The 18,459-nt window shown below is 65.1% G+C and carries 11 protein-coding genes and 1 tRNA gene; 6 read left to right on the plus strand and 6 right to left on the minus strand.

What is annotated here, in order from left to right; all coding sequences use genetic code 11:
- Positions 1 to 72 precede the first annotated feature (72 nt).
- Entirely contained in the window at positions 73 to 1,206 is a 1,134-nt protein-coding gene (gene pbpG / locus KDW55_RS16195; RefSeq protein ID WP_040144578.1) for a D-alanyl-D-alanine endopeptidase, read from the minus strand.
- A 671-nt stretch (positions 1,207 to 1,877) separates the two neighbouring features.
- Between pbpG and KDW55_RS16200 the strand changes: the two genes are divergently transcribed.
- Positions 1,878 to 2,447 carry a phasin family protein gene (locus KDW55_RS16200; protein WP_040144990.1) on the plus strand — a complete coding sequence of 190 codons (570 nt, stop codon included), beginning with the start codon at positions 1,878 to 1,880 and terminating at the stop codon, positions 2,445 to 2,447.
- A 189-nt stretch (positions 2,448 to 2,636) separates the two neighbouring features.
- Here the strand turns inward: KDW55_RS16200 and lpdA are convergent, their stop codons facing one another.
- From lpdA to aceE, 3 genes are all read right to left on the minus strand, one after another.
- On the minus strand, positions 2,637 to 4,403 hold the full coding sequence (gene lpdA, locus KDW55_RS16205; RefSeq protein ID WP_040144579.1) for a dihydrolipoyl dehydrogenase: 1,767 nt from the start codon (positions 4,401 to 4,403) through the stop codon (positions 2,637 to 2,639).
- A 307-nt stretch (positions 4,404 to 4,710) separates the two neighbouring features.
- Entirely contained in the window at positions 4,711 to 6,369 is a 1,659-nt protein-coding gene (gene aceF / locus KDW55_RS16210; RefSeq protein WP_212160241.1) for a dihydrolipoyllysine-residue acetyltransferase, read from the minus strand.
- 69 nt (positions 6,370 to 6,438) lie between these two features.
- Complete coding sequence (gene aceE / locus KDW55_RS16215) at positions 6,439 to 9,135, minus strand: pyruvate dehydrogenase (acetyl-transferring), homodimeric type (RefSeq protein WP_212147771.1); 2,697 nt, start codon at positions 9,133 to 9,135, stop codon at positions 6,439 to 6,441.
- 273 nt (positions 9,136 to 9,408) lie between these two features.
- Here aceE and fixL point away from each other — a divergent pair, with 273 nt between their 5' ends.
- The 4 genes from fixL (at position 9,409) to KDW55_RS16235 (ending at position 16,029) form a co-directional block, all read left to right on the plus strand.
- A complete protein-coding gene (gene fixL / locus KDW55_RS16220; protein ID WP_040144582.1) occupies positions 9,409 to 11,925 on the plus strand; it encodes an oxygen sensor histidine kinase FixL in 2,517 nt (838 codons plus the stop codon).
- The gene (gene fixJ, locus KDW55_RS16225) at positions 11,922 to 12,560 is read left to right on the plus strand and encodes an oxygen response regulator transcription factor FixJ (protein WP_006493245.1); all 639 of its coding nucleotides are present in this window, start codon (positions 11,922 to 11,924) and stop codon (positions 12,558 to 12,560) included. The genes fixL and fixJ overlap by 4 nt, the downstream gene beginning before the upstream one ends.
- Before the next feature lie 246 nt (positions 12,561 to 12,806).
- Positions 12,807 to 13,664, plus strand: a complete 858-nt coding sequence (folD, locus tag KDW55_RS16230; protein WP_212160242.1) for a bifunctional methylenetetrahydrofolate dehydrogenase/methenyltetrahydrofolate cyclohydrolase FolD — start codon at positions 12,807 to 12,809, stop codon at positions 13,662 to 13,664.
- A 277-nt stretch (positions 13,665 to 13,941) separates the two neighbouring features.
- Entirely contained in the window at positions 13,942 to 16,029 is a 2,088-nt protein-coding gene (locus tag KDW55_RS16235; protein ID WP_212160243.1) for a M3 family metallopeptidase, read from the plus strand.
- A 58-nt stretch (positions 16,030 to 16,087) separates the two neighbouring features.
- Here KDW55_RS16235 and dinB read toward each other — a convergent pair whose 3' ends face one another.
- The gene (gene dinB, locus KDW55_RS16240) at positions 16,088 to 17,347 is read right to left on the minus strand and encodes a DNA polymerase IV (protein WP_212160245.1); all 1,260 of its coding nucleotides are present in this window, start codon (positions 17,345 to 17,347) and stop codon (positions 16,088 to 16,090) included.
- A 189-nt stretch (positions 17,348 to 17,536) separates the two neighbouring features.
- Between dinB and KDW55_RS16245 the strand changes: the two genes are divergently transcribed.
- Positions 17,537 to 18,229: an aspartate/glutamate racemase family protein gene (locus tag KDW55_RS16245; RefSeq protein WP_212160246.1), complete on the plus strand. Its 693-nt coding sequence runs from the start codon at positions 17,537 to 17,539 to the stop codon at positions 18,227 to 18,229.
- 82 nt (positions 18,230 to 18,311) lie between these two features.
- On the opposite strand, the gene KDW55_RS16250 is transcribed toward KDW55_RS16245, so the two are convergent.
- Positions 18,312 to 18,388 (minus strand) — tRNA-Met (locus KDW55_RS16250).
- Between the last annotated feature and the right edge of the window lie 71 nt (positions 18,389 to 18,459).

The following is an 18,459-nucleotide window of genomic DNA, read 5'->3' on the forward strand; positions in this document are numbered from 1 at the left end:
ACGCAAAAGCCCCGCTGTCGCGGGGCTTTTTGTTTTGCGACCGGTACGCGGCGGCGCGCCGCCGCGGTGCGATCAGGTGCCGCCGTTCGCGGTGTTGGCCGCCGTCAGCCGCTCGCCGCCGCCGGCATCCAGCCAGTTGCGCAGGCGCGCCGCGTCGGCAAAGCGCGAATACTTGCCGAACGAATCCAGCAGCACCATCACCATCGGCCGGCCATGGATCGTCGCCTGCATCACGAGACATTCACCCGCCTCGTTGATGAAGCCCGTCTTCTGCAGACCGATGTCCCACGAGCCGTTGCCGCGAATCAGCGCATTCGTGCTGTTGTAGACGAGGTTACGCTTGCCGGTATAGACATCGTAGGTACGATCAGTCGAGAACTGGCGAATCAGCGGGTACTGGTACGCCGCATTGACCATCTTCACGAGGTCGCGCGCGCTCGACACGTTCGAGCTCGACAGACCCGTCGAATTCTCGAAGTGCGTGTCGTTCATGCCCAGCGCCTTCGCCTTCGCGTTCATCGCCGCGATGAACGCCGGACGCCCGCCCGGGTAGTACCGCGACAGCGCGGCCGCCGCGCGGTTTTCCGAGGCCATCAGCGCGATGTGCAGCATGTCCTCGCGCGACAGGACCGAGCCGACCGACAGGCGCGAGCCCGTGCCCTTCTCGTAATCGCGGTCCTCGTCGGTGACTTCGAGCTGATCGGTCATCGGCGCCTTCGAGTCGAGCACGACCATCGCCGTCATCAGCTTCGAGATCGACGCGATCGGCACGACCGCGTGCGAATTCTTGTCGAACAGCGGCTCGCCGGTATTCTGGTCGACGACGTATGCGACGCTCGAGCGCAGCGCGAGCGCGTCAGGCGTGTCGTGCAGGCCGAAGGCCTGGCCGACCGTCGGGCGGCGCGGCTGGAACGCAACCTTGCGCACCGCACCGCGATGGCCGTGCACGTTCGACGCGAGCGTCACGCGCTTGCGCGATGCCCGAGGCCCATCGGCCGACGCGACGTTGGCGGAGGCGGCTTTCGCGGTCTTCTTCTTCGCGGACGAAGCGGAAGCGGCTTTCTTGGCGGCCTGGTGGGTCTTCGCAGTGGCGGCAACTGCGTCAGCGGGCACGGCGGTCGCGAGCAACGCGACGGCGACCGACACAGCCGTGCCGAGCGTCATGCTCTGCAACAATCTGCGTGGTGAAAACGATTCGGCTTTCATTGGGGTCTGGACAAAGCGGGCGGGAGGTTTCCGCAAGTGTAGTTAAAGCTGAAAAAAAGAGCAATATTAGGCACTTACCGATCGTCTTTAAACCGGAATGTAAGAATCGACCGACCTTCCATCGATCGACCCTCCCGCTCCCATCGAAAAAATTGATGGAGAGCGCGGCCCGACAGTACCCGTCTCCCGATTACCACGCGGTTAATTGAGATAACGTCACTTCGGCGACAAGTTAAAGCGGGGAAAGTACGTAAAGCGGGAAAGTACGTATCCGGCGCTCGGTGTGCCAATGGCACCGGTCACAGCCGTGGCGGCGGCACGTCGCCACGGCGTGCGCATCCAAAGGGCGCGCTTTTCGACAGGAACAGAAGCATAACGTTCCACGTGCCTGTCAGGTTTACCTGTGCTGGATCATGGTGCGATGCGTGTGCCCCGCCCGCGTGCGCACCATCTGGGATCACGCCTGAAACCGATTCCGAACGACCACGATAACTTGTTGTTTTGTCGATAATTTGTCGCGATTGTGCAACGCACAAAAAGTGCTTGACAACAGTTTTCGGTGCCCTAAAATATGGCTCATTGCTGCGTTGCACAAAGCGCGCGCACCGAAGTTCCCCGTCGTAGTGCCCTTTATCCCTGCGATCGACGCGATCGCTTTTCAGGAGCTTGACATGTCCTTGCTGACCCCCGAGCAAATCGCCGCCGCACAGAAAGCCAACCTCGAGAGCCTGTTCGGTCTGACGACCAAGGCGTTCGAAGGCGTCGAAAAGCTGATCGAACTGAATCTGCAGGTCGTGAAGTCGACGCTGACGGAAAGCCAGGAAAACGCGCAGCGTCTGCTGTCGGTGAAAGATGCGCAGGAGCTGATCGCGCTGCAGGCAAGCCTGTCGCAGCCGGTCGCGGAAAAGGTGCTGTCGTACAGCCGTCACCTGTACGAAATCGCGTCGTCGACGCAAGCGGAGTTCGCGAAGGTCGCCGAAGCTCAGTTCGAAGAGCAGAACAAGAAGGTCCAGGCGCTCGTGGACAACGTCGCGAAGAACGCGCCGGCCGGTTCGGAAACGGCTGTCGCCGCGCTGAAGTCGGCGCTGAACGCCGCGAACACGACGTACGAAACGGTCCAGAAGGCTGCGAAGCAAGCGGTCGAGATCGCGGAAACGAACTTCAACGCGGCTGCCGCTGTCGCGACGAAGGCCGCGACGGCCGCTGCCTCGCGCCGTACGACGAGCAAGCCGGCCGCGTAAGCGTCCGCTGCTCCTGAAGAAGCCGCGCCATGCGCGGCTTTTTCGTTTCCGGCGCCCGAACGTGCTTATCGGGCACCGTCAGATTGTTGGCGCGGCTGCAGTCGGCCGTCCGAAACAAAACGCCGCCGTCCGGAAATTCCGGGCGGCGGCGTTTTTGCGGCCGGCGCGCGGCGGGCCGTGCCGATGCCGTTACTTCTTGCGTTGCGGCGGCAGGTCGGTACAGACGCCCTCGTACAGTTCGGCGGCCATGCCGACCGATTCGCCGAGCGTCGGGTGCGGATGGATCGTCTTGCCGATGTCTTCCGCGTCCGCGCCCATCTCGACGGCGAGGCACACTTCGCTGATCAGGTCGCCCGCGTTCAGGCCGACGATGCCGCCGCCGATCACGCGATGGGTTTCCTCGTCGAAGATCAGCTTCGTGAAGCCTTCGTCGCGGCCGTTTGCGATTGCGCGGCCCGACGCGGCCCACGGGAATACGGCCTTGCCGTATTTGATGCCTTCGGCCTTGCACTGGTCTTCCGTCTTGCCAGCCCACGCCACTTCCGGATCGGTGTACGCGACCGACGGGATCTGCAGCGCGTCGAAGTACGCCTTCTCGCCGTGTGCGGCTTCCGCCGCGACGTGGCCTTCATGGACGGCCTTGTGCGCGAGCATCGGCTGGCCGACGATGTCGCCGATCGCGAAGATGTGCGGGACGTTCGTGCGCATCTGCTTGTCGACTTCGATGAACCCGCGGTCGGTGACGGCGACGCCGGCCTTGTCGGCACCAATCTTCTTGCCGTTCGGGCTACGGCCCACCGCGACGAGCACGAGGTCGTAGCGCTGCGCTTCCGCCGGCGCCTTCTCGCCCTCGAACTTCACGTAGATGCCGTCTTCCTTCGCTTCCGCGCCGACCGTCTTGGTCTTCAGCATCACGTTGCCGAACCGCTTCGCGTTGTACTTTTCCCAGACCTTCACGAGATCGCGATCGGCGCCCATCATCAGGCCGTCCATCATTTCGACGACGTCGATCTCGGCGCCGAGCGTCGAGTAGACCGTTGCCATTTCGAGGCCGATGATGCCGCCGCCGATCACGAGCATGCGCTTAGGCAACTGGCGCAGTTCGAGTGCGCCCGTCGAGTCGACGACGCGCGGATCTTCGGGCATGAACGGCAACTTCACCGCTTGCGAGCCGGCGGCGATGATCGCCTGTTTGAACTTGACGACCTTCTTGCCGTTTTCGCCCTGCACTTCCATGTGGTACGGATCGACGAATGCGCCGACGCCGGTGACCACTTCGACCTTGCGTGCCTTGGCCATGCCGGCGAGGCCCGTCGTCAGCTTCTTGACGACGCCGCCCTTGAAGTCGCGCAGCTTGTCGAGATCGACTTGCGGCTTGCCGAACGTGATGCCGTGCGAAGCAAGCGCCGCCGCTTCCTCGACGACGAGCGACGTATGCAGCAGTGCCTTCGACGGGATGCAGCCGACGTTCAGGCACACGCCGCCGAGCGTCGAATAGCGCTCGACCAGCACCGTCTTCATGCCGAGGTCGGCGGCGCGGAACGCGGCCGAGTAGCCGCCGGGGCCGGCGCCGAGCACGAGCATGTCGCACTCGATGTCGGCGGCACCGCCGTAGCTGCCGGCTTGCGGCGCGGCCGCCGGAGCGGCGGGCGCAGGGGCCGGAGCCGGTGCTGCGGCCTTCGCGGGCTCCGGTGCCTTCGCGGGTGCGGCAGCGCCTGCCGATGCTTCGACGATGGCGATGACCGTGCCTTGCGAGACTTTGTCGCCGGCCTTGATCTTGATTTCCTTCACGGTGCCGGCGACGTCGCTGGGCACTTCCATGGAGGCTTTATCGGATTCGAGCGTGATGAGCGTTTGCTCTTTTTCGATCACGTCGCCGGGTTTGACGTTGACTTCGATGACATCGACGCCGCTGAAATCGCCGATATCCGGAACCTTGACTTCGATGAGACTCATTACTGTCCCCTTCTTGATTGGCTGCAGACAGAGGGGGAGAAGCCCGCAGAGAAAAACCCGCGACTACGGCCCGACCAAAGAACACGAACCTGGGCAGTACCACCTCTGCCGTCCGCCCAAGGACGCGCCTTTCTTTTGGTTACTTTTCCTTGGAAGACGACCCGAAGGTAGTCCCTGTGGGACAAAGAAAAGTAACCGCCGCCCCGCGCAGGGGCGACACTGATAGACCGTTAGCGCAACAGGTTCAACGACGAGGCGCGGATCACTGACAAAAAGACCACGCCCGCGCGAGCCACTCCCACGCTCATCAAAGAATGATGCGGCGGAAATCGGCCAGCAACGCGCCGAGATACGCATTGAACCGCGCGGCTTCCGCGCCATCGATGACACGATGGTCATACGACAGCGACAGCGGCAGCGTCAACCGCGGCACGAACTGCTTGCCGTCCCACACCGGTTTCATCTGACCGCGCGACAGCCCGAGGATGGCGACTTCCGGCGCGTTGATGATCGGCGTGAAGTGCGTGCCGCCGATCCCGCCGAGCGACGAAATCGAGAAGCAGCCACCCTGCATCTGGTCGGGCTTCAGCTTGCCGTCGCGCGCAGCCTTCGACAGTTCGGCCATTTCCTTCGCGATGTCGACGAGTCCCTTCTTGTCCGCGTCGCGGATCACCGGCACGACGAGACCGTTCGGCGTATCGGCGGCAAACCCGATGTGGTAGTACTGCTTGAACACCAGGTTGTCGCCGTCGAGGCTCGCGTTAAAAGTCGGGAATTTCTTCAGCGCGGCGACGACTGCCTTGATCACGAACGCGAGCATCGTGAACTTCACGCCCGCCTTCTCGTGCTCCTTGTTCAGCTGCACGCGCAGCGCTTCGAGCTCGGTGATGTCCGCTTCGTCGTTGTTCGTGACGTGCGGGATCATCACCCAGTTGCGATGCAGGTTCGCGCCCGAGATCTTCTTGATGCGCGACAGCGGCTTCGCCTCGAACGGGCCGAACTTCGAGAAGTCGACCTTCGGCCACGGCAGCAGGTTCAGTTCGCCGCCGCCTGCCGGCGCGGCTGCCGCAGCCGGCGCCGCGCGCTGGCCCGTCATCACGCCCTTCACGAAGCCCGTGATGTCTTCCTTCGTGATGCGGCCCTTCGGCCCGGTACCCTGCACGCGCGCGACTTCGACGCCCAGTTCGCGCGCGAACTTGCGCACCGACGGCGATGCGTGGCTGGCGCGGTATTCGCCCGACGGCGCAGCGGCCGATGCAGCGGCAGCCGGTGCCGGAGCCGGTGCGGCCTTCGCCGGTGCCGGTGCAGCGGCAGGCGCCGCAGCGGCTGCGGCGGGCGCCGGTGCGCTCGCCTGCGGTGCGGCCGCAGCCGATGCGCCGGCGGCTTCGAGCAGCACGATCAGCGTGCCTTCCGACACCGAATCGCCCACCTTTACCTTGATGTCCTTCACGACGCCGGCGGCCGGGCTCGGCACGTCCATCGTCGCCTTGTCCGACTCGAGCGTGACGAGCGACTGTTCCTTCTCGACCGTGTCGCCCACCTTCACGCCGATTTCGATAACCGGCACATCCTTGTAGTCGCCGATGTCGGGCACCTTCACTTCGAGCGTACCGCCGGATGCGGCAGGTGCGGCAGGTGCGGCCGCGGGCGCTGCGGCCGGTGCCGGCGCTGCTGCAGGCGCCGACGCCGCGGCCGGCGCGGCCGCGCCGTTCGCCTGGCCGGCTGCGCTGCCTTCGAGCAGCACGATCAGCGAGCCTTCCGACACGGAGTCGCCGACCTTGACCTTGATCTCCTTCACCACGCCGCCAACCGGGCTCGGCACGTCCATCGTCGCCTTGTCCGACTCGAGCGTGACGAGCGATTGCTCCGGCTCGACCGTATCGCCCACCTTCACGCCGATCTCGATCACCGGCACGTCCTTGTAATCGCCGATATCCGGCACCTTCACTTCGATCGCTTGACTCATCTTTTTGTGTCTCCATGGCCGCGCGCGCCTCTCCGGGAAGCGGCGCGCGGCATCACACGGGCGTGTGCGTTAAACGGTCATCGGGTTGGGCTTCGACGGATCGAGGTTGTACTTGGCGATCGCATCCGCGACAACCTTGCGCTCGATCGTGCCTTCGTCGGCCAGCGCGTTCAGCGCGGCGACGGTGACCCAGTGACGGTCGACTTCGAAGAAGTGACGCAGCTTCTCGCGGGTGTCCGAACGACCGAAGCCGTCGGTGCCCAGCACAACGAAGCGGCGATCGATCTGGCCGCGGATCTGGTCGACCAGCGCACGCACGTAGTCGGTCGATGCGATGACCGGACCTTGCGTGTCCTTCAGGCACTTCTGCACGTGCGACAGGCGACGCTCTTCGGCCGGATGGAGCAGGTTCCAGCGCTCGACGTCGTGGCCTTCGCGCGCGAGCTCGGTGAAGCTCGGCACGCTCCAAAGGTCGGCGGCGACGCCCCAGTCGTTCTTCAGCAGCTCGGCGGCGGCGATCACTTCGTTGAAGATCGTGCCCGCGCCCAGCAACTGCACGCGCGGCGCCTTCTTGTCGGCGTCGGCCTTCTTGAACGAGTACATGCCCTTGATGATGTCGGCCGCCACGTGCTCGCCCTGCGGAATCGCCGGGTGCTCGTAGTTCTCGTTCATCACCGTGATGTAGTAGTACACGTCTTCCTGGTCCTGCACCATGCGGCGCAGGCCGTCCTGGATGATCACCGCGAGTTCGTAGCCGAACGTCGGGTCGTAGCTCACGCAGTTCGGCACCGATGCCGCCCACAGCAGCGAGTGGCCGTCTTCGTGCTGCAGGCCTTCGCCGTTCAGCGTCGTGCGGCCGGCGGTGCCGCCGAGCAGGAAGCCGCGCGAGCGCATGTCGCCCGCCGCCCATGCGAGGTCGCCGATCCGCTGGAAGCCGAACATCGAGTAGAAGATGTAGAACGGCACCATGATCTCGCCGTGCGTCGAGTACGACGTCGCCGCCGCGATCCAGTCGCACATGCCGCCCGCTTCGTTGATGCCTTCCTGCAGGATCTGGCCGGTTTGCGATTCCTTGTAGAACATCAGCTGGTCGGAATCCTCCGGCACGTACTTCTGGCCTTCCTGGTTCCAGATACCGATCTGGCGGAACAGGCCTTCCATGCCGAACGTACGCGATTCGTCCGGGACGATCGGCACGACGCGCTTGCCGAGCGCCTTGTCCTTCAGCAGGATGTTCAGGATCCGCACGAACGCCATCGTCGTCGAGATCTCGCGGCCTTCGCCCGTGCCCTTCAGGAGCGGCTCGAACGCGTCGAGCGCCGGCACCGGCAGCGACGTCGCCTTCTCGCGGCGGTGCGGCAGGTAGCCGCCGAGGTCCATGCGCTTCTGGCGCATGTATTCGAGTTCCTTCGAGCCTTCCTCGAACTTCAGGTACGGCACGTCAGCGATCTGCTCGTCGGTGATCGGCAGGCGGAACTGGTCACGGAACTTCTTCAGTTGCTCGACCGGCAGCTTCTTCTGCTGGTGCGTGATGTTCATCGCCTGGCCCGACTCGCCCATCCCGTAGCCCTTGATGGTCTTCGCGAGGATGACGGTCGGCGCGCCCTTCGTGTTGGTCGCTTCGTGGAATGCCGCGTAGATCTTGTGCGGATCGTGGCCGCCGCGGTTCAGCGCCCAGATGTCGTCGTCCGACCAGTCGGCGACGAGCGCCTTCAGCTCAGGCGTGTTGAAGAAGTGCTCGCGAACGTATGCGCCCGACTCCGACTTGTACGTCTGGTATTCGCCGTCGACGCATTCCATCATCCGGCGCATCAGCGCGCCCGACTTGTCGCGTGCGAACAGCGCGTCCCAGCGGCTGCCCCAGATGACCTTGATCACGTTCCAGCCGGCGCCGCGGAATTCCGATTCCAGTTCCTGGATGATCTTGCCGTTGCCGCGCACCGGGCCGTCGAGACGCTGCAGGTTGCAGTTGATCACGAATACGAGGTTGTCGAGCTTCTCGCGGCTCGCCATGCCGATCGCGCCGAGCGATTCCGGCTCGTCGGTCTCGCCGTCGCCGAGGAATGCCCAGACCTTGCGGCCTTCCGTCTTCGCGATGCCGCGCGATTCCAGGTACTTCATGAAACGCGCCTGGTAGATCGCCATGATCGGGCCGAGACCCATCGACACGGTCGGGAACTGCCAGAAGTCCGGCATCAGCCACGGGTGCGGATACGACGAGATGCCCTTGCCGTCGACTTCCTGACGGAAGTTGTCGAGCTGCTCTTCCGACAGGCGGCCGAGCAGGAACGCGCGCGAGTAGACGCCGGGCGACGAGTGGCCCTGAACGAACACGAGATCGCCGCCGTGCTGATCGGACGCTGCGTGCCAGAAATGGTTGTAGCCGACGTCATAGAGCGTCGCGGCCGAGGCGAACGATGCGATGTGGCCGCCGACGTTCGTGTCCTTGCCTGCGCGCAGCACCATCGCGAGCGCGTTCCAGCGCGTGTACGAACGGATGCGGTGCTCGATGTCCTGGTCGCCCGGAATCTTCGCCTGGGCTTCGACCGGAATCGTGTTGATGTACGGGGTATTGGCGGAGAACGGCAGGTGTTCGCCATGCATGCGCGCGAATTCGATCTGCTTTTCGATCAGGTAGTGCGCGCGGCCGGTGCCCACGGAGGAGATCACGCCATCGAGCGACTCGAGCCATTCGACGGTTTCTTGCGGGTCGTCGTCACGTTCGGCGGCGACATATTTCATCACTTCGTTCGGTACAGCGGACATTCTCGTCTCCTGGGTCCTGGAATGTGAGGATCGCTCTCGTGCAGACGACGCGACGCGACCGGCTGCGGGCAAGCTCCGACGGATTGTAATGAGCGTGCCCGGACACGCGCAACAAAATTTTCGAATTATGAGATCTTTTCTCGTAATGCGGAATATTGCTGCGCTGCACCCATCCGGCGGGGCTCCGAGGCGCGCGGCGCGCGCACAAATTCGTTTCCGTTCAACATATCCGGCATGGGTTTTCCATGTATTGCGCTGCGCTACAATCCTGCCATGTTGACCGATCGGCTTTTCGCACGCTCGGCGCGACCGTCGGGCCCGCCGGCAGAGTCGCAGCCGTCCCGCTGGCACCACGGACCGTGGTGGTCCAATTCCTATTTGCTGACGCCCCTGCTGTCGATCCTCGTGTTCCTCGTGGTGATGAGCCTCATTCTATGGAGCCTCAATCGCCGCGAACAGCAGCAGCAGGAAGACACGCTGTTCCGCAACGTCGCATGGGCGCAGCAGCAGATCCGCCTGTCGATGACGGGTGCGCAGGAGCAGCTGCAGGCGCTGTCGCGCGATCTCGCGTCCGGCCGCCTCGACCAGAACGCTTTCCAGATGGCCGTCGCGGACGTGATGCAGACGCATCCGGAAATCCTCTATCTGAACTGGTACACCGCGCCCGGCGTGCAGCGCTGGCCGACGGTGCATCCGCCGCTGCTCGGCCAGCGGCTCGCGAAGCCCGGCGACGCGCAAATGCAGGACGCAGTGCGCGGCGCGTACGACGAAGCGCGCAGCACGCGCCGCCAGGCGTATTCGCCGCTGCTTTACGACGACTTCGGCAACGGCTTCATCACGCTGCAGACGCCCGTGATGCGCGGCGACCGCGAATATCTCGGCTCGATCGCCGCGGTGTTCTCGGTCGAAGGGATCCTGAAGCACGACATCCCCCAGGAGTTGTCGTCGAAGTACAAGATCTCGATCACCGACTCGAACAATCGCGAACTGTCGTCGACGTCGACACGCCCGCGCCTGCCGCGCGACTCCCACTACGACCTCCCGCTCGATCCGCCCGGCCAGGGGCTGACCGTGCGTGTCTACGCATTTCCGCAGCTCACGAACCTGACGAACAACACGCTCGTGTGGCTCGTGGCCGGCTTGTCGTGCTTCGTGCTGTGGAGCCTCTGGAGCCTGTGGAAGCACACGCGCCAGCGTTTCGAGGCACAGCAGGCGCTGTACGCGGAAGCGTTCTTCCGCCGCGCAATGGAAAACTCGGTGCTGATCGGCATGCGCGTGCTCGACATGCACGGCCGCATCACGCACGTGAATCCGGCCTTCTGCCGAATGACCGGCTGGGACGAGACGGACCTCGTCGGCAAGGTCGCGCCGTTCCCGTACTGGCCGCGCGACGCGTACCCGGAAATGCAGCGCCAGCTCGACATGACGCTGCGCGGCAAGGCGCCGAGCTCGGGCTTCGAGCTGCGCGTACGGCGCAAGAACGGCACGCTGTTCCATGCGCGCCTCTACGTGTCGCCGCTGATCGACAGCTCCGGACGCCAGACCGGGTGGATGTCGTCGATGACCGACATCACCGAGCCGAAGCGCGCGCGCGAAGAACTCGCGGCCGCGCACGAACGCTTCACGACGGTGCTCGAAAGCCTCGACGCCGCGGTGTCGGTGCTCGCGGCCGACGAGGCCGAGCTGCTGTTCGCGAACCGCTACTACCGCCACCTGTTCGGGATCCGCCCGGACGGCCATCTCGAACTGTCGGGCGGCGGCTTCGATCGCGCGCAGGCATCGTCCGACTCGATCGACATGGTGGATGCGTTCGCGGGCCTGCCGGCAGCCGCGCTGACGAGCAGCACGGCCGACGCGCAGGAGGTATACGTCGAGAGCATCCAGAAGTGGTTCGAGGTGCGTCGCCAGTACATCCAGTGGGTGGACGGCCATCTCGCGCAGATGCAGATCGCGACCGACATCACGACCCGCAAGAAGGCGCAGGAACTCGCGCAACAACAGGAAGAGAAGCTGCAGTTCACGAGTCGATTGATGACGATGGGCGAAATGGCGTCGTCGATTGCTCACGAATTGAATCAGCCGCTCGCCGCAATCAACAACTACTGCTCGGGTACGCTCGCGCTCGTGAAGAGCGGCCGCGGCACGCCGGAGACGCTGCAGCCCGCGCTGGAGAAGACCGCGCAGCAGGCGCTGCGCGCGGGGATGATCGTCAAGCGGATCCGCGAATTCGTGAAGCGCAGCGAGCCGAAGCGCCAGCCGGCGCGGGTCGCGGACATCGTCGCCGACGCGGTCGGGCTCGCCGAAATCGAGGCCAGGAAGCGCAGGATCCGGATCGTCACGGAAATCCTCGCAAGAATGCCTATTATTTATGTCGACCCCGTGCTGATCGAACAGGTGCTCGTGAACCTGATGAAGAACGCGGCCGAGGCGATGGCCGACGTGAAGCCGGCGTCGGCGGACGGCGTGATCCGAGTCGTCGCCGACATCGATGCGGGTTTCGTCGACATCCGCGTGATCGACCAGGGTCCGGGCGTCGACGAAGCGACCGCCGAACGCCTGTTCGAACCGTTTTACAGCACCAAGTCCGACGGCATGGGCATGGGGCTGAACATCTGCCGTTCGATCATCGAATCGCATCGGGGGCGTCTGTGGGTGGTCAACAATGTCGAACCGGACGGCCGCATTTCCGGCGCGACATTCCACTGCAGCCTGCCCATTGGGGAACCCGCTGAGCTCCGCCAAGGGGGGCGCGAGGCATCGGCATCACATACCGTTACGGGAGAACTATGAATAGCCCTGTCACCACTACTCAGGAAACTGTCTTCGTCGTCGACGACGACGAGGCCGTACGGGATTCGCTGCGCTGGCTGCTGGAGGCGAACGGCTATCGCGTGCAATGCTTCTCGAGCGCCGAACAGTTCCTCGATGCGTATCAGCCGGCCCAGCAGGCCGGCCAGATCGCGTGCCTGATCCTCGATGTGCGGATGTCGGGCATGAGCGGCCTCGAACTGCAGGAACGCCTGATCGCCGACAACGCGGCGCTGCCGATCATCTTCGTCACGGGCCACGGCGACGTGCCGATGGCGGTCTCGACGATGAAAAAGGGTGCGATGGACTTTATCGAGAAACCGTTCGACGAGGCCGAGCTGCGCAAGCTCGTCGAGCGGATGCTCGACAAGGCCCGAAGCGAAAGCAAGAGCGTTCAGGAACAGCGCGCCGCGAGCGAACGCCTGTCGAAGCTGACCGCGCGCGAGCAGCAAGTGCTCGAGCGGATCATCGCCGGCCGCCTGAACAAGCAGATCGCCGACGATCTCGGGATCAGCATCAAGACGGTCGAAGCGCACCGCGCGAACATCATGGAAAAGCTGAACGTCAACACGGTCGCCGATCTGCTGCGCCTCGCGCTGTCGAAGAAGCAGGCCTGAGCATCGCGGGCGGCCGCGGGGCGCCGGCCCCGGCCAGGCCGCGTCACCGCACCGCCGCGCCGCGCGATGCGGCCCCCTCGCGCGGCACGGCCCGGCGTCTCCTCCCGGGGCGCCGGCAGCGTCGCCATGACGCTTTCCTTGTATTCGCTGTCGGACGACGGCAGGCGACCGGTATAATTGCGTGCTTTGCTGCGGCGTTTCGTGCGTCGCACGCCCGCATTCCAACTTCCCGGCAGGACCACCACCATGACAGCCCTCCTCATCGACGGCAACGCCCTCTCGAAGACCTTGCGCGCGCAGGCCGCCGAGCGTGCCGTCGCCCTGACCGCACGCGGCCACCAGCCCGGTCTCGCGGTGATTCTCGTCGGCGCGAACCCGGCGAGCGAAGTCTACGTGCGCAACAAGATCAAGGCGTGCGAAGACAACGGTTTCTTCTCGCAGAAGGACGCGTACCCGGACACGCTGTCGGAAGCCGATCTCCTCGCGCGCATCGACGAACTGAACCGCGATCCGAAAATCCACGGCATCCTGGTCCAGCTGCCGCTGCCGGCGCACATCGACAGCCACAAGGTGATCGAGGCGATCGCGCCCGAGAAGGACGTCGACGGCTTCCACGTCGCTAACGCCGGTGCGCTGATGACGGGCAAGCCGCTGTTCCGCCCGTGCACGCCGTATGGCGTGATGAAGATGTTCGAAGCGCACGACATTCCGCTGCAGGGCGCGAACGCGGTCGTGATCGGCCGCTCGAACATCGTCGGCAAGCCGATGGCGATGCTGCTGCTCGAAGCCGGTGCGACGGTGACGATCTGCCACAGCAAGACACGCGATCTCGCCGCGCACACGCGGCAGGCCGACATCGTGGTGGCCGCCGTCGGCAAGCGCAACATCCTGACGGCCGACATGGTCAAGCCCGGCGCGACGGTGATCGACGTCGGCATGAACCGCGACGACGCGGGCAAGCTGTGCGGCGACGTCGACTTCGCGGGCGTGAAGGAAGTTGCCGGCCACATCACGCCGGTGCCGGGTGGCGTCGGCCCGATGACCATCACGATGCTGCTGATCAACACGATCGAAGCGGCCGAGCGCGCCGCCGCCGGCGCGTAAGCGGCACGCAAGCCCACTTTCCGTCCAGCCGGCGCGCGTTCGTGCGCCGGCGCCCCGCCGGCCGTCATCGCGGCCGCATCGCAACGCTGTCACACGATCCCCCGTCGTGCTGCCTGCCGCACGCATCCGACCCCACGCCCGGCGTCTCCAATCGTCCCGTTAGAAACTAACGATTGGAAACCGCGCGATGCGCCCCAATAATGTCGGTATCGGGCGTCGTCGCATCGCGCCCCACCCTTTTCACCCCGGTTCATCCGGCAACAGACAGGGAGTCTTAATGTCCGCCAGCGCCAATACCAATCCGCTCCTCGATTTCTCCGGCCTGCCCCGCTTCGGCGAGATTCGCCCCGAACACGTGACGCCCGCCCTCGATACGCTGCTCGAAGCCGCCAACCGCGCGGTCGAGAGCGCAAGCGCGCCCGCGACGCCGGCGACGTGGGCCGCGATCGTCGAGACGGTCGAGCAGGCGACCGAGCCGCTCGGGCGTGCGTGGGGCGTCGTCGGCCATCTGAACGCGGTCGCCGATACGCCGGAGCTGCGCGCCGCGTACGGCGAAAACCTGCCGCGCGTGACCGAATTCTGGTCGAGCGTCGGCCAGAACCTCGCGCTCTACGAAAAGTACAAGGCGATCGCCGCGAGCGCCGAATACGCGACGTTGTCCACCGAACGCAAGAAGATCCTCGACAACGCGCTGCGCGATTTCCGGTTGTCCGGGGCCGAGCTGCCGGAAGACCAGAAGCCGCGCTTCGCCGAACTGCAGGAGCAGCAGGCCGCGCTGTCGAAGGCATTTTCCGACCACGTGCTCGATGCAACGAACGCGTATGCGTATTTCGCGCAGGACGAAGCCGAACTCGCCGGCCTGCCCGGCGACGCGATCGAAGCGGCTCGCGAAGCCGCCCAGAAGGACGGCAAGGAAGGCTGGAAATTCACGCTGCACTTCCCGTCCTATTTCCCGGTGCTGCAGTACGCGGAGAACCGCGCGATGCGCGAGACGCTGTACCGCGCGTATGCGACGCGCGCATCGGAACTCGGGCCGCAATACGGTGGCGGCAAAGCGGAATGGGACAACACGGCGATCGTTGCAGACGAACTGAAGCTGCGCCGCGAAGAAGCGCAGATGCTCGGCTACCGAAACTTCGCCGAAGTGTCGCTCGCGCCGAAGATGGCCGAATCGCCTCAGCAGGTGATCGCGTTTCTCGAGGATCTCGCGACGCGCGCGCGCCCGCATGCTGAGAAGGACTGGGACGAGCTGCGCGCGTTCGCGGCAAAGGAACTCGGCCTGACCGAGCTCGCGCCCTGGGACGTCGCGTTCGCGGCCGAACGCCTGCGCCAGCAACGCTACGCGTTCTCGGAAAACGAGGTCAAGCAGTACTTCCCGGAACCGGCGGTGCTGAAGGGCCTGTTCACCGTCACCGAAACGCTGTTCGGCGTGCGCATCAAGCCCGACGACGCGCCGGTGTGGCACAAGGACGTACGCTTTTTCCGCGTCGAGAATCGCGACGGCTCGCTCGTCGCGCAGTTCTATCTCGATCTGTATGCACGCGAAGGCAAGCGCGGCGGCGCGTGGATGGACGATGCGCGTGCGCGTGCGAAGCGCGGCGGCACCGTGCAAACGCCGGTCGCGTACCTCACGTGCAACTTCTCGGCGCCGGTCGGCGGCAAGCCCGCGTGCTTCACGCACGACGAAGTCATCACGCTGTTTCATGAATTCGGCCACGGTCTGCATCACATGCTCACGCGCGTCGACGAGCTCGGCGTGTCGGGCATCAACGGCGTCGAATGGGATGCGGTCGAGCTGCCGTCGCAGTTCATGGAAAACTTCTGCTGGGAATGGGACGTGCTGTCGTCGATGTCGTCTCACGTCGATACGGGCGCGTCGCTGCCGCGCGAGCTGTTCGACAAGATGATCGCCGCGAAGAATTTCCAGAGCGGCCTCGGCACGCTGCGCCAGATCGTGTTCTCGATGTTCGACATGCTGCTGCACGTCGACTTCGACCCGGCCGGCACGACCGGCGTGAACGCATTCGCGCGCGAGATCAACGAGCGCTACCACGTGATCCCGCAAGCCGCGTTCTCGCGCTGGCCGAACACGTTCAGCCACATCTTCGCGGGCGGCTATGCAGCCGGCTACTACAGCTACAAGTGGGCCGAGGTGCTGTCGGCCGACGCGTACGCGGCGTTCGAGGAAGCGGCCGCTGCCGGCGGCAGCGTGCTCGACGCGGCGACCGGCACGCGCTATCGCCGCGAGATCCTCGAAGTCGGAGGCAGCCGCCCGGCGATGGATTCGTTCAAGGCGTTCCGCGGCCGCGAGCCGGAAATCGACGCGCTGCTGCGCCACAACGGGATGGCCCCCCCCGCGCATTGAGCGCGCAGCGCCGGACGCCCGGCGGCATCGACAGGCACCGCTTCTGCGGTGCCTTTTTTCATGGCGCCGGCGTTTTGTCGTCCTTGTCGTCCGCGTCGCCGGCGTAACCGGCGTTGCGCGGCTCGTTCAGGCTGGTGCCCGCGTGAGCTGAAACGCCCACGCGATCGGCTTCGTCGTCGAACAGCGAGAACTGCCCGCGGCGCTCGGCGGTGTCCTCGTCGATGCGCACGCCGACACCGAGCAGCCGCACCGCTTGCGCGCGCCGCTGCAGCCCCTTCGCGAGCAGCGTGACGGCCGTCTGCGCATTCGTCGCGTCGGCCACGCATTCGACGGTCGTGCGCTGAAAATCGGCGAAGCGGATCTTCACGTAGAGCTTGCGGATCGAGCGGGCCGCGCCCGCGCGCGCGATTCGCGCATCGAGCTGCACGACGAGGCGGCGGATTTCGTCCGCGCATTGTTCGAGCGTCGTCAGATCGGTCACGTAGGTCGTCTCGACACTGACCGACTTGCGCTCCTGATCGGCCTGCACCGGCCGCTCGTCGATGCCGCGCGCGAGCTGGTACAGACGGCGGCCGAACGCGCCGAATTCGCGATGCAGATCGATCAGCGACCAGTCGCGCAGCTGCGCGCAGGTCTGAATGCCAAGCCGGTCGAGCCGCGTGGCCGTCACCTTGCCGACCCCGTGCAGTTTGCGCACCGGTAGCGCCGCGACGAACGCATCGACCTCATGCGGGCGCACGACGAATAGACCATCGGGCTTGTTCCAGTCAGACGCGATCTTCGCGATGAACTTGTTCGGCGCGACGCCGGCCGACACCGTCACGCCGACCGTGTCGTACACGCGCTGGCGGATCTCGCGCGCAATCAACGTCGCGCTGCCCTGGCAGAGTTGCGAACCGGTGACGTCGAGATACGCCTCGTCGAGCGACAGTGGCTCGACGTCGTGCGTGTAATCGCGATAGATCGCCATGATCTGCCGCGACGCCGCGCGGTACTTGTCCATCGCGGACGGCAGGATCAGCAGGTCCGGACACTTGCGCATCGCCAGCGCCGACGACATTGCCGAATGCACGCCGTAGCGCCGCGCCTCGTAGTTGCAGGTCGCGATCACGCCGCGCTGATCGGGCCGGCCGCCGACGGCGAGCGGCCGGTTGCGCAGCGACGGGTCGTCGCGCATCTCCACCGACGCATAAAAGCAGTCGCAGTCGCAGTGGATGATCTTGCGCACGCGCGGCGGCACGTCGCCGTTTTGCGGCGCGCCCGGATCGGCTGGCGAAATGATGGTCGGGTTCACGGTGCCGATACTGTACAAAAACACAGTGCCCGTTTCAACTGCTGCGTGCTGCGCCGTGCCGCCATCGCCGCACGCGAAGCGTCCCACCGCCCGCCGCCGGCCACATTCACGCAGCGGCGCCGTACCGGCCGGCTTCGCGCGGATCGTACCGCCGCGCGCACGGGCCGGTCCCTATACTTGTCCGCCACGACATACGAAACGCACAGGTGACGGATGAAGACGATCGGACTGATCGGCGGGATGAGCTGGGAATCGTCGGCCGAGTATTACCGGATGATCAACCGCCATTCGAAGGCGCTGCACGGCGGCCATCACAACGCGAAGAGCGTGCTCGTCACTGTGGATTTCGCGGAGATCGAAGCGCTGCAGCGTGCACACGACTGGGCTGCGCTCGGCGAACGGATGGCGGATGCCGCACGCCGGCTCGAAGCGGCCGGCGCCGATCTCATCGTGCTGACGACCAATACGATGCACCGCGTGTACGGCGCGATCGAGGCGGCGGTATCGCTACCGTTCCTGCACATTGCCGACCCGACCGGCGCCGCGCTGCGCGCCGCCGGCGTCGAGCGCGTCGCGCTGCTCGGCACGCGCTATACGATGGAACTCCCGTTCTATGCGGAACGCTTGCGCGACAGGTTCGGCCTCGACGTGCTGATACCGGACGAATCCGCGCGCGGCGACGTGCACCGGATCATCTACGACGAGCTGTGTCATGGCGTGATCGATGCGGGATCGCGCGCGGCCTATGTGACGATCATCGATGAACTGGCGCAACGCGGCGCGCTGGCGGTGATTCTCGGCTGCACGGAGATCACGCTGCTGATCGGACAGAACGACTCGCCGCTGCCGGTGTTCGACACGACAGCCCTGCATGCGCAGGCGGCGGTCGAGTGGGCGGCACGCTGAAAACAAAAAACCCGGCACGGAGCCGGGTTCTTGTCGACGAAGCGCGCATCGGTCACTTGCGCTGCACATCGTCTGGTGTGCTTGGTTGCGGGGGTAGGATTTGAACCTACGACCTTCGGGTTATGAGCCCGACGAGCTGCCAGACTGCTCCACCCCGCGTCAGAGAAATAAATTATAGGGTGAGGGAGCACTCACGTCAACACTTTTGTCACAATTTCTTCGGAAGCCAG

It is taken from the genome of Burkholderia sp. AU19243 (assembly GCF_018148075.1).
GTDB lineage: Bacteria > Pseudomonadota > Gammaproteobacteria > Burkholderiales > Burkholderiaceae > Burkholderia > Burkholderia latens_A.

Bases quoted from the DNA above. Each gene is read 5' to 3' on its own strand.
- pbpG (WP_040144578.1), bottom strand. From the start codon at position 1,206: ATGAAAGCCGAATCGTTTTCACCACGCAGATTGTTGCAGAGCATGACG.
- KDW55_RS16200 (WP_040144990.1), top strand. From the start codon at position 1,878: ATGTCCTTGCTGACCCCCGAGCAAATCGCCGCCGCACAGAAAGCCAAC.
- lpdA (WP_040144579.1), bottom strand. From the start codon at position 4,403: ATGAGTCTCATCGAAGTCAAGGTTCCGGATATCGGCGATTTCAGCGGC.
- aceF (WP_212160241.1), bottom strand. From the start codon at position 6,369: ATGAGTCAAGCGATCGAAGTGAAGGTGCCGGATATCGGCGATTACAAG.
- aceE (WP_212147771.1), bottom strand. From the start codon at position 9,135: ATGTCCGCTGTACCGAACGAAGTGATGAAATATGTCGCCGCCGAACGT.
- fixL (WP_040144582.1), top strand. From the start codon at position 9,409: ATGTTGACCGATCGGCTTTTCGCACGCTCGGCGCGACCGTCGGGCCCG.
- fixJ (WP_006493245.1), top strand. From the start codon at position 11,922: ATGAATAGCCCTGTCACCACTACTCAGGAAACTGTCTTCGTCGTCGAC.
- folD (WP_212160242.1), top strand. From the start codon at position 12,807: ATGACAGCCCTCCTCATCGACGGCAACGCCCTCTCGAAGACCTTGCGC.
- KDW55_RS16235 (WP_212160243.1), top strand. From the start codon at position 13,942: ATGTCCGCCAGCGCCAATACCAATCCGCTCCTCGATTTCTCCGGCCTG.
- KDW55_RS16245 (WP_212160246.1), top strand. From the start codon at position 17,537: ATGAAGACGATCGGACTGATCGGCGGGATGAGCTGGGAATCGTCGGCC.